General features: G+C 31.9%; 13 protein-coding genes and 1 riboswitch. All 13 genes read right to left on the bottom strand.

Annotated features, from left to right (window positions below; translation table 11 throughout):
• Window positions 1–13: 13 nt before the first annotated feature.
• Window positions 14–1,168, bottom strand: coding sequence for a nickel-dependent lactate racemase (larA, locus tag N4A68_06165; protein MCT4563890.1), 1,155 nt, complete (start codon window positions 1,166–1,168; stop codon window positions 14–16).
• Window positions 1,169–1,435: 267 nt separating this feature from the next.
• A complete protein-coding gene (locus N4A68_06170; GenBank protein MCT4563891.1) occupies window positions 1,436–1,714 on the bottom strand; it encodes an STAS domain-containing protein in 279 nt (92 codons plus the stop codon).
• Between the two features lie 10 nt (window positions 1,715–1,724).
• Entirely contained in the window at window positions 1,725–3,719 is a 1,995-nt protein-coding gene (locus N4A68_06175) for a methyl-accepting chemotaxis protein (protein ID MCT4563892.1), read from the bottom strand.
• A gap of 45 nt (window positions 3,720–3,764) precedes the next feature.
• Entirely contained in the window at window positions 3,765–4,145 is a 381-nt protein-coding gene (locus N4A68_06180) for an ATP-binding protein (GenBank protein ID MCT4563893.1), read from the bottom strand.
• Between the two features lie 17 nt (window positions 4,146–4,162).
• Complete coding sequence (locus N4A68_06185) at window positions 4,163–5,332, bottom strand: SpoIIE family protein phosphatase (GenBank protein MCT4563894.1); 1,170 nt, start codon at window positions 5,330–5,332, stop codon at window positions 4,163–4,165.
• A 633-nt stretch (window positions 5,333–5,965) separates the two neighbouring features.
• Window positions 5,966–6,370, bottom strand: coding sequence for an ATP-binding protein (locus N4A68_06190; protein ID MCT4563895.1), 405 nt, complete (start codon window positions 6,368–6,370; stop codon window positions 5,966–5,968).
• Window positions 6,371–6,495: 125 nt separating this feature from the next.
• Window positions 6,496–6,579, bottom strand: a riboswitch (cyclic di-GMP riboswitch).
• A 317-nt stretch (window positions 6,580–6,896) separates the two neighbouring features.
• Window positions 6,897–7,037 carry a cyclic lactone autoinducer peptide gene (locus N4A68_06195; GenBank protein ID MCT4563896.1) on the bottom strand — a complete coding sequence of 47 codons (141 nt, stop codon included), beginning with the start codon at window positions 7,035–7,037 and terminating at the stop codon, window positions 6,897–6,899.
• A gap of 41 nt (window positions 7,038–7,078) precedes the next feature.
• Window positions 7,079–7,666, bottom strand: coding sequence for an accessory gene regulator B family protein (locus N4A68_06200; protein MCT4563897.1), 588 nt, complete (start codon window positions 7,664–7,666; stop codon window positions 7,079–7,081).
• The gene (locus N4A68_06205) at window positions 7,647–8,519 is read right to left on the bottom strand and encodes a GHKL domain-containing protein (GenBank protein ID MCT4563898.1); all 873 of its coding nucleotides are present in this window, start codon (window positions 8,517–8,519) and stop codon (window positions 7,647–7,649) included. Before N4A68_06205 ends, N4A68_06200 begins: the two co-directional genes overlap by 20 nt.
• A 12-nt stretch (window positions 8,520–8,531) precedes the next feature.
• On the bottom strand, window positions 8,532–8,999 hold the full coding sequence (locus N4A68_06210; protein MCT4563899.1) for a hypothetical protein: 468 nt from the start codon (window positions 8,997–8,999) through the stop codon (window positions 8,532–8,534).
• Between the two features lie 267 nt (window positions 9,000–9,266).
• A complete protein-coding gene (locus N4A68_06215) occupies window positions 9,267–10,211 on the bottom strand; it encodes an SH3 domain-containing protein (GenBank protein ID MCT4563900.1) in 945 nt (314 codons plus the stop codon).
• A 194-nt stretch (window positions 10,212–10,405) separates the two neighbouring features.
• Complete coding sequence (locus N4A68_06220; protein ID MCT4563901.1) at window positions 10,406–11,455, bottom strand: NAD(P)H-dependent oxidoreductase; 1,050 nt, start codon at window positions 11,453–11,455, stop codon at window positions 10,406–10,408.
• Complete coding sequence (locus tag N4A68_06225; protein ID MCT4563902.1) at window positions 11,452–12,696, bottom strand: lactate dehydrogenase; 1,245 nt, start codon at window positions 12,694–12,696, stop codon at window positions 11,452–11,454. The genes N4A68_06220 and N4A68_06225 overlap by 4 nt, the downstream gene beginning before the upstream one ends.
• Window positions 12,697–12,704: the final 8 nt, after the last annotated feature.

Genomic DNA, 12,704 nt, shown 5'->3' on the forward strand with positions numbered 1-12,704 from the left:
TTTTAAATATTTCTTAATCTAATTCACTCACAAATATGGTGTTAAAATCTTCGATAAGCTTTGTAGTTAGATATCCTCCAAGTCTTGCTGTTGTAAAATTTTTTCTAATAAATTTTTCTCTTTCTAAATTAGTTTTGAAGTTCTTAATAACCTCTTCAACTTCTTTATATCCTACTCCATCTCTGCATTCTGCTAAGAATATTAAGTATCCACCTTTTTTCACAGCATATGTGGGATTCTCAAAGGATTTTCCTGCTATATACAGGTCAACGTCCTTTGGATAACCTCCACAGGAGATAATAGCCACATCGGCCTTTTCCTTTAATTTCACTTCAAGATTCCTTCTAGCTATTTCACACCCTTCTTTATGGGCTTTTATATAATCTCCAGCAACTGCACCACCTATTTTCCCATCCCTATGCATTATAACGTTAAACATAAATGATGGTTTTATCATCTCAGAGGCTTCAATTATATCTTTATGTTGAACATTGCCTTCAATAATGCCCGAACCTATATTTTCTCTAAGCCCCTTACCTATAGTCTCCGAAAAAGCTAAGTAGTGATTAGCCTTGATAGATTCATATCCTGCTATCCCAGGTAGAATAGATTTTCTTCCCCCTCCCCACCCTACTAAGTCGTGGGTAATTATACCACCGGTCAAGACTACATGATCACTTTGAATGGCTATTTTATTAATTTTTACAGGTGTTCCATTACTTGTTTTTCCTAAATAAACTAAGCAATCATCTTCATTACAATTATGATCTATAATAGTAAATCTTTTAGAAAGCTCCTCACCCATGAGAATCTTCTTTTCTTCATCACTATGGACTCTATGGGCCCCAGTGGCACTTAAAAATATTATATCCTTATCTTCAACCCCGCCGGCATTTAATTCTTTCACAATATATGGAAGGAACACATGGGGTCTTTGATAAGCCCTAGTTATATCATTAATGATGATGCATACCCTTTCACCTTGTTTAACTATTTCTCTAAGAGTTGAACTCCCTATTGGATTTTGAAGGGCATCCATGATAACTTTTTCTTCTTCCCTAACCCCTTCTTCATTTAAATCGGGACAATTTATTTCACCCAATATATTTCTTTCCGACAATAGAAACTTAACTCTTCCTTTACCATATTTCATCATAATTTCTTTCATTATATAGCCCTCACTTTATATATACTTCACTATTTACTCAAGGATATTACAATCATTTCAGCTACTACCTGTCATAAAATGACTCCCTTTATATAATGTCCTTTATTTTTTACTCTAATTATACAGCATTATGCCATCTTTGACCTATAAAAATGGGTAGCTAGAAATGAAAAAATAATCATTTCCAGCTACCCAATTATCACATTAATGAAAATACATTTGTAACAAATTTATGTATAGAATCTCTATAGTAGTGTTTTCCTCAGCTTATATATCAAATACCTTGTCTAGCCTTGTCAGCCTAAATATTTTCATAACCTGGGGATTGTTAATTGAATGAAGCTTAAAGCTACCATCTAATTCCATACATCTTTTATAAATGGATACTAATACTCCAAGACCCGTACTATCAATAAATGAACAGCTACTGAAATCAAGAACAAAATGCTTTTCTCCGTTGTCTATCAATTGGATTAGTTTTTCTCTAAACTCTGAGGCTTCATCAACGGCAAAGTTCTCAGGTATTAATAATTTTATCTCCTTCATATATTTCACCTCATATCCTAAATTTTTCTACAAGATCATTTAAACTGCTGGCCATAGCACTGGTCTCTTCCGAGGTTGATGCTAGGTTTTGAATTATTGATGATTGTTCTTGGGTTGCAGCCGCAACCTGTTCACTACTCGATGCTGTGGTTTCTGTAATACTTGCAACTGAATCAATAAGCTCTATTATTTGATCTGAGCTTGCAACCTCATCCTTTGTTATATCTACTATTTTTCCGATATCCTTTGTAATTCGTTCCACTGCTTCTATAATTTTTACAAACGACTTATCTGTCTCATTAGCTATCCTTACCCCATTTTCTACTGTCTCCTTGCCAGAATCCTTTGCTTCTACGGCTTTATCAATTTGGATTACCATTTCATTTATGAGTGAGGATATTTCATTGGCCTCTTTATTAGTTTCTTCAGCAAGCTTACGTACTTCATCAGCTACAACTGTAAAGCCCTTACCATGTTCTCCAGCTCTTGCAGCTTCAATTGCAGCGTTTAATGCCAATAGATTAATTTGATCTGATATATTGTTAATGGTATTAATGATTCCACTAACCTTATTTGATAACTCATTCAATACGATTAATGTATCTCCAGTTTCAATTGACATCTCTTTTATATCTTCAATGGCTTCAACTGTTCTATTTACATTGATACGCCCCTCATTTGCTGCAGCCATAGTATCATGGGAATTATCCCTCGTGGTATTGGCTCTACTTTGGGCTATTTGAATTAAGCTCGAAAGTTCAACCAAAACCGTGGAGGTTTCAACTACCAAATCTTTTTGACTTTCTGCATTAGCCGCTACTTGCTGTGTATTGCTGGCTATTTGTTCAGTGGAGGCACTTATTTCTTCAGATGAAGCAGCCATTTCCTCAGAAGCCATCGCAAGTTCCTGGGAACCCTTTCTAACATGACCTATGATATTTGATTGATGGTCAATCATTGCATTAAAGTACTCTCCTAATATTTGTATCTCATCCCCTGTCTTTATATGGGATCTAACGGTTAAATCACCATCACCTGCTTTTATCATCAACCCTTCAAGCTCTTTGATGGGATTAATAATATTTATTTTGCTGAAAAAATATGCCAATAACATTGCAACAATAATTGATGCTACCCCAATGAATATGGTATTTTTCCTAATTGCAATTGCTGGAGCCATATATTCATTGTAATTAGCTGTTAACGCCACCACCCAATTATTCACAGGAGTGAAACTAACAAATTTTCTTGTGCCTTCATATGTATAATAGCCCCTGCCTGGTTGTCCTGATTTCATTTTTTCAACAAGTTCTTTTAACTCTACATTATCTGTATCCCCTAGGTTTTCCTTCATTTTTTCTTGTCCATCAGGATGATATATGAAATACCCATCTTTATCAATCATATAGGCATATCCATTATCTCCTATATTTATACTTGAAATATATTTTGTAATATGTTTGAAATCAATAGTTCCAACTATTGCTCCAACTACTTTATCATTAATTGTTAATGGACAGGCAATTCCTACCACCGGGTTATTTGAAGATTTAGATATTATTACCTTGCTTATACCCTTTGAGTTTTTTAAAGCACTTTGAATATACGCCCTATCACTTAGGTTGATATTGTAATTTATGTCATTACTACTAAGTAGCCCTTTACCCAATGCATCCACCAGTATTACCTCTTCAATCTGACCACTATCCCCCTTCTGAACCTTTGATAAGTAATCAAAGGCCTTACTTTTTAGCTCGTTATCACCTATAGCAAATTTAGCCAAATCCTCATTATGGCTTAATAAAAGTACATACTTGCTTACTGAATCCAAAGCCTCATCTATGGACTCCGAAGATTTAACTGTAAGCGCACGTAATTCTTGCTCTGTCATATTCTGTATTGAATTTGACGTCATAATATAAGAGATAGTCCCTAGTGCAGTAATGGACAATGAAATAAATACGAAAAACATTAATACTAATTTTGTTCTTAAACTTGCTTTCATGTCTAACCTCCTTCTTTTTGTTTCATATATTATAAAACTTCATTGCTAACTAATATTTTTTTGTATAACCAAAGTATTCTTTCTAAAATCAATTTTATCAGCAATTGATTTCAAAATAAATAACCCTCTACCACAATTATCTAATATATTTTCATCGGATATCTCATCTGGTATATTTCCATTTAAAAATCCAGTTCCTGAATCCTCTATTTCAAATTCTACACTTCTTCTATCACATATAGTTCTTAAATAAATTGGCTTGTCTACACTATTATTGTTCCCATGCTTAAATGCATTTGTTAATGCCTCTGTTAGCATGAGTCTTACATCAAAAATATCATGTGAAGTATCTAACTCAGAGATAATTTCATCTATAACTTCTTTATATTTATCTATGCCATATAGTATATATTCATTTCTTTTCATTCCAAACTATCCTTTCCTTACTTTATTTCCATTGAAATCATTGTACAATCATCTTGTATCCCATAAACATCAGTCAGCATCTCATTTAAAGAAGTTTTTAAGCTCTTTGTGAATTTATTTATTGTAGGTGCTTTAAGTACGATATCGCTTATATTCTCATCGTCAAAAATAAAATCTAGTCCATCGGTGAAAAAATAAAATCTATCTCCAGAATTGAAGTGAATTATTTGTTCATCAAAAACACTATCTTCAAACATACCTAGAAACGAACCCTTAACAATTTTTTTTTCACATTTGGTTAAGCTATTTTGATAGATAAACTGATTGATGCCTGCACCTACCACCTTTGCTTGTTTATTTTCAAAGTCAAAGCTAAAGCAACAAGCCGCTATATACCTTTCACTTAAATAATCAGATACCTTTCTATTTAGATTATTTAGTATTTCAGAAGGATCATAACTAATCAATGCCGCTTCGTGAAATAGAACATTAAATGCAGATATATTAAGAGCAGCAGTAATCCCCTTACCACACACGTCTCCAATGATACCAATGAGAAGGTTCTCATTTTTTTTACATAGATAAAGAAAGTCTCCACTCACTGTTCTCGCAGGAACATAGAGAGTATCGACTTTTACTTTATTAGGAATTGTAAAGGGTTTTTTAAAAAGCTGTTTTTGCATTTTAGAAGCAGAATTCAGTTCCTTTTTTCGCTTTGTAATCTCCCTCATTATGGATAAAACCGCTGGTTTACCCTGAAAATTCAAATAACTAGAAGATACCTCCATATCAATTACTGTTTTATCCTCTAAAGTAATTTTATAATCGAATACGGTTTTTACCTGTTTATTCCTTACTATTTGATCAATTCTTTTTTTCATAATATGGTCAAAATTAGGAACAAACTTATATGCACTTTCATTAACAAGATTGTTAAAATATTTACACGCCGCTTTATTTGCTAATACAATTTTTCCATCAACAGTAATAATTATTGCATCGGGTAGCAAATTAACAATCTCACAGTATTTTTCTTTATTTGCCTGACCAAAAAATATTACATCACTTGGATCATTCAATAGCGCTTTATATTCTACGTCACCTTCTATCAATTCATTTTCAAGCTTAACTTTTTCAGAAAACTCCTCTACATCACAATCATTTTTTTGTGCCATTGTATTTTTCAATTTATGTCACTCCTATTTTGTATAACAAAGTAAATACCCTTATAAATTTTGTATCCATTAATATATTAAGATAAAAAAAATCCTGTTATTGTACTAAGCAGGATTTTTACTATATTATATAACTTAATAAAGCTTTAACATTTCGATTTCTTGACTAGCCTAGAAAAATCGACTGTTACAAAAACCAAAATGGAGTTTTACAAGTGGGTTATATATACATAAATAAACAGCTTGTACAACTAGCATTCCAAAACTATTGAACTAGTAGCTGTGGCTTTACATTTCCATAAAATCATCTTAAAACATACTAGCCCATTACGTATTATAACATAATTTTTTAGATTATATATATTAAAAGTTACTTAAAGTTAAAAAAACTTACTTAAAGTTAAAAATACAAATGACAAAAAGAAAAAAGCTTAGGAACATCAAACTCCCTAGCTTCCAGTAAAATTTTTCTGAAAAAACAATCTTAAAATTGACAATCCCAAGGAATATAAATCCATGTTTTTTGTCACTTTAGTAACTTAATACCATAGAGAGTTCCAAGTAAATCTTAATTTATACATAGCAAAATATCCGATGTTTCTGGGGATTTTTGATATGTATAAATTAAAGTTTTGACTAGAATCCCTATATACTAAATACAGGTTCTAATTTATTTATATTTTTTTGTATTATTAAAACATTCTTTCTTAATTCCAACTTGTCTGAAATAGCCTTTATAAGAAATAATCCCCTTCCATAGCTATCTAATACATTCTCCTCTAATATCTCCTCTACTACAGGTTTGTTAAAGAAACCCCTCCCACAATCTTCTATTTCAAAGTTTACACTTTTCTCATCATAAGTGGTTCTGATATAGATAGGTTTATCCACTCTATTATCATTGCCATGCTTAAATGCATTAGTTAAAGCCTCCGTCAATATAAGCCTAACATCAAAATCATCATTTGGAGTATCTAAAGTAGTGATAATATCATCAATAACTTTTTTATGATTGTCTAATCCATATAGTACATATTCTTTTTTATTCATTTATAATCGCCCCCATCACCATGGTACCCTATGTGTTAATATAGAATCAGCATACAAAAAATAAAAAAACCTGGTTGGTCACCAAACAGGATTAATCCACTATAATATATAGTTAATTAAACAAATTCAGTAACCGGCTATCATAGTCTGTTGACTTTAGACCCTTGGCTTTGCGTCCCTATATTTCTATAGGTTTGCCTTTTCATCATATTATTAACATATTCTACTTATATATTCATATTATAACATAATTCCCTAAGATAATTATATTAAAAGTTTATTAATATATAAAAAAAAATAGGTTTTAATGGAAATTTATTACATTAGAGTTCCCAGCCAAAATCTTGATTTATAAATATCAAAACTCCCCTCTTAAAATCTCCTTAATCTAAAAAATAAGAGACAACAGATCTAAGTTGATCCATTATCTCTTATTTTTATTTTTAGATGTTATTTTCTCTAGCATTTTTCTTGTATACTGATTGTTATCACATATCAAAACATTGGAAAAAGTATAAAGTTTTGATTATAAATCTCTTTTTAAACTTTCCGGCATATCTGGTTCGTAAACCCAAAGCATACATCTTGTACTAGCACCACTCATAGCTACTAGTGTAAATACACAAGCTGCTGATGATAATAGAAAAGTTTTTAAATTTCTTAACATATTTGATTATCCCCCTTTTTATTAATATTTTTCTTAAGTAATTAAAAATTGGTAAATTTATACCCCAATGGACTTGCCAAGAAAAATGATAGAGTCACACCTAATAAGCTTGATGTTACATATCTAAACAGCTCTATATTGTTTAAATAGTTACATACTAGACACCAAATCGTCAACAAACAAATAGTTTTAATCTTTATTCTTTTTCTCGTAACTTTATTTCTTATCATTTTCTTTTCTGTACCAGCAGGAATCCACAGGATAGTAGCTATTACAGCTAATACATAAATCAATAAAATCAGGATTAAAATATTTGGAGCCTCTAAGCTTATTACTTCTCCCGCTATACCTGCCAGAATCATTAGTGAAATACTAAGGCAATAGCATTTATTGTAAGTATCCACATGACTCCCTCCAATAATTCTTCTAAAGATAACAAATGATAAGGATACAGCTACAGTGGTTTCAAAAATATTAAGAATATATGCCAAGATTAATATACTTACTGTTTTTATTGAAGTCCCTAAAAAAATTTGTAGACCATAGGAAAGAATCTCACTTTTTTCATCATCATAGTTTAATTCAAATGATATATAGTTAGAAATATTATCAGCTAACCTCTTTACCATAATTACCTACCTTTCCAGATAATATGATTGTGGATACTACAGTATCTTCATCTGTATTTTTAATATCTATCCTGCCTTCATACTTGTCCACGATTTTCTTAGAGATATATAGTCCGTATCCTCTTCCAGCAGAAGATTTAGTGGTATTCCCTTGTTTAAATAAATCCTTCATAATATTTTCTTCTATTTGTCCTGTATTTTCAATTTTAAATATAAAATTATTATTGCAATAATCCACAATCAGTTTTATCCATTTTTTACCTTCAGTCATCAATGAAGCTTCTATAGCGTTTTCAATTAAATTAGAAAATAAACTACATAAATCCCAAGAGTGTATATCAATATTATATATTTTTCTCTTACATTTAACGTAAAAAAATATACCTTTTTCACGTGCTATTTCTCTTTTGACGTTAATCAATGCCGTCAAAGCAGGATGCCCAAGTCTCACTATCTCGCTAGTAAATCTATTTTCTTTTGATATACCTTTCAGATAACTAGTCAATTCTTCATATTCCTCTAAATAAAGTAACGCTCCTATAGCTTGAATGTGAGTTAGATAGTCATATCTTTGAGAGTGTAACAGCTTTATCAATTCTTCCGTATTTCCCATATTGGTTTTCATTAATCTAAACTCTGCTTCTTTTTTTTCATAATAGCTAAATTTTTTCAGAGAAATAAACATAAAAACCGTTGTTATAGCTGTTACAATTATAAGAATATAAAAAAAGAATATACTTTCTTTAATTACATTCAAAGTAACTGAATTGAGTATTAAAAAGTTAAGTATTATTATAACCATCGACTGAAACAGCATGGTTAATACAATGGTATATTTGTTTTTGTTCTTCAAAGATATCACCTTCTAATCATTAATATCACATAGAAATAGGTTCTTCCTTATAATAACAATCAGTACCAATAACGACACTAAACTAATAGGGATATAAGCCAAAATTAAGTATTTAGAATTATAATATAAATCAGTCATTTCTATTTCTCTCAAAATACTATTTATTGGTAATATAATACCTTGTAGTACTCCTTGAGATAACATCCCTATCAATACTGGAATTATGGCTTTATAATATTTGATTTTCATAAATAAAATGACCATAAAATATAATGAAATAATTTGTATTATTGTATGAAATCCAAAATATATATTAGACATTCTTACAAGTAACGCAACTATTGACTGAATCGTTGCAATAATTAAAATTTTCGACAGCCTTACATCCCTTACATTTGAAAGGTTAAACCCCAATAAAAGTATAAATAAAGCTTCTGGAAAAGATGCAAAAACTGCGACATATAGGTAATCAATAAGCATATAATTCCCCCTATAAATTCTATATATAATCTAATTGATATGCTTAATATCTATAATACACTATCTTCCTCAAAAATGTTGTCATTTTTTGTATTTTGTGTAATTTTTTTTATTTTTTTTTGCTTTTAAATGACAATATAATTTTTTTCGTTGTATTTCGTCAATAATATAACCTCAAAACGATCGATTGAAGATTCGAGAGCATATCTGTATATAAAATATTCCAAAATAAAAAACCCACTAGTCCGCAGACTAATAGGTCTAACCTTATTGATTATCAATATCTAATCCTTCAAAAACATCCTTGGCTTTGTAACCCGTTCCCTTTATTCCATCGAAGCCTTCTACTTCGAACCAACCCCTTACTCCATTTTCCTTTTCTACTTGACACCATCTTTTGTTATCACTAGAGAGTAAGGTAACTTCTTCCCCTACTGTAAGGGCCGCTATCATTTCATTTTCCGTGGTGGATTTAAGTATAGGTATACTTTTTAAAACCTTGGCCCTGTGATTTATTTCATAAAGGTCTTTAGGCTGATTCACAAGCATATGTCTTGGAGAAAGCTGGTATTTATCTTTATAGAACCATGAACAAAGTATATTGCCACTGCTTAATGTAGTTAGGCTACCATCCCCGGGCCTTTCTATGTCATTAATATGTCCATTGATTTTTCCTATATGGGATACACTATGAATAGTATATCTATAGAAGCTGGTTTTGGGCGTTTTGTCAGGGCCCCATTCGCTTATGGCAATCTCCTTTATATTATCTCCTACATCAATATCTACTACCTTAAAATCATAATCTACATTTACTCCTATACTTGTTATTGCGACATCATTAATAGTCAATCTATAATACTTTGTATCGTCACATTCCAGCTTTATAAAATCCTTATTGTCATCATTATTTAGATCTACATCTAAAAGCTTTGTTTTCCTAATATCTTCATTATGAAAAAAATGCCCCTTCTGATACAAGCTTATTTCACTAGTTAATCTATCAATCCTTAGATCCTTTTCCTTTGCTTGCTGAGATAAATCCTTATTTTCATCCTTTAGAGTGTCATTTTCTTTTTGCAAAGCTTCTAATTGCTCCAAAAGAAGCTTATTGTTTGACTCCAAATCTTTCATGGTGGTTTTTATATTATCGTTTGCACATGAAGTCAATAGAAACGCAGTCACTAAGGTAAATATCAAACATTTTTTCATTTCCCATCACCCAAAGTCTATTATAATTTATTTGGTAATAAATTGGTACCATTAATTTCCCCGAATTTTCTTAAAAGTTTCTTAACAAAATTGGTACCCTTATTTATAGACGTTTTTATCACGAAAAAGTTTCATAAAAATATAAAATTTATGAAATTATCAAACATATGGTCTAACAAGTACATTTTTCCTCACTAGGCCTTTATCTCTCCTATAATATTTTGAGCAAATTTCTTTGCATCATTTTCAATATTTTCTACCTTCATTATTTCTCCAGCATCATTTGCTATGGCCATAATAGAGAAATAAGGGGGCAATCTAAAGCTTTTGTTTATATTTAATGCCCCTATAAGTTGCTTTGCCACGGAATCAGAACCAGAATTTCCTGAAACAATGACTCCAAACAATGTCTTTTTGTAAAACTTAGTGCGCCTATAAAGCACCGTCATTCTATTGATCACCGCAGTAAGCTTTGCAGATATGGCATCATTATAATTAGGACATATCCATATTACTGCATCGGCTCTTTCGATGGCAGGCAATATTTCCTTAGTAATCATCCCCCCATAGAAGCACGAATTGGTTTTACTATAATGCATGCATGTGGTAAAGTCACAGCCCTTACAATCAATGATTGTACCGTTTTCAACATGATATTCCTCTATGTCACAATCCACAAGATATCCTTTTATCATATTCCACAGCATTAAAGTATTGGAGGTAGCATGGGAGCTAGCATGAAGTACAATAATTCTAGGTCTTTTAATCACGCTAGGATTCTCATGGATAAAATTTTCACGCAATCTCTCACATAAATCCAAACTGATATCCTCCAATGACATTTTTAGCTGTTTTTGCCATGTCCTAAGGTTTTTTAGGCCCTCTATGGCCTCAACCAAAGGGTGCCCTGGAAAACGACATCCCATTCGGTTGGCTTTAAATATTATATCCTGGGCAGTACTTTTCGTATATAATTCATTTGGACTATGTATTATTATCACAGCACTTGATCCATTTAGTGCATTTTCACCTCTTTGAGACAGCCTAGATAGCATCTCAAAAATGGGAATATTATAGCCTAAATCATCAAGCTCTACGGCAAATATAATCTTCTTATTTGTTAAATCTGGAATATTAGTTAAATCATTAATTATGTAAGTATCTAATCCCTTAGTAGTAACTGCAACCATTTTCGATAGTCTGTCTGATATCTCACCTGGCATGATCAGATATACTTTTTTCATATTATACTCTCCAGTTTTTTATAGGTTTTTTGTAGACGATCGATTAATGGTTTTGGTAGCTTTAGTCTCTCTATTTCCGTACCCGTAGAAGCTAATCTATTCTTTGCTCCCATAAAAACTCCGCCCATATATGTAGTACTATAGTGCCAATCCCCTTTGATGGTCGCTATAAGAGATAAACTCCCCGACGATAGGGCCGGTGCGATGTATGGCTTGAACCCTGTTCCTCTAACCTCTAGATTTGCTTCCTTTGCTTTTTGGGTTAGATGTAAGGATATCTCTGGATTATAGTTTTCTATACTGTCGGCAATAATAAGACCCTCACCGTGGGGGCCATAGGCCCTACCTTCATTTATATAATGGGAGGTTTCAGGGCTTAAGCTTGAATAATAAGCGGCACGGGCATGCATTACACCAAGTCCATATCCCCTAATTTGCTCTGGAGCCAATCCCTTATAGTCCAATTCTCCATTTTTATCGGTGTTGCTGGTTAAAAAAACCGATTTGCATAGTAGGTCTACAGGGTCAGACACTACTGCAAATATTCCCTTAAACCCACGCTTTCTAGCCATATTTGCATAGGTTTCCAAAATTTTAGAGTTTCCCTGAAACTGAATCATTCTTACATCCTCCACCTTCTCATGGGCAGGTGGTACACCTACACTTGCACAAAATACAAACATATCACAATCAAATAGCTCTTCAAGGCTGACTCCTTTAATACGTGGATAGGATCTTCCATCAAAGGCTGAGAGTATTTGATTTCCTTCAAGAACCCATCTCCTTTTTTTGCTATCTCCTCTATCATAGATTCCCACCTCAGAAATGCAATCTCCCCCTAATAATCTTAGCCCTGTAATTAGGGTTCCACCTACATCTCCAAGTCCTAAAACATTTACTATCCATTTTTTAGGGCTTGAATTATTTAGTACATCTTTCCAATTGGGATATTCAGTATTTATACAAGTAACCTTTCTATGATTTATTTTATCTATTATCCAATTAGGTAAAGTAAAGTTTACTGGGTCCTTTTTTTGTAGAAGATTGACCCCCTCATCTTGGTCATATACTAATGACGGATCAGATACAGAAAAGCTTCTTCTAGACTTTAATGGCTCCATTTTCTTCAAAAGAAAAATATTATGTGTATTTCCCATGGCATCTTTTTCACTTATTTCCTTTAAGTCATCATACTTACTACTTGAAAATAATATTTCATTATCTAGATTATAATAAAACATTCTCATCA

Source organism: Maledivibacter sp. (genome assembly GCA_025210375.1).
Taxonomy (GTDB): Bacteria; Bacillota; Clostridia; order Peptostreptococcales; family Caminicellaceae; genus JAOASB01.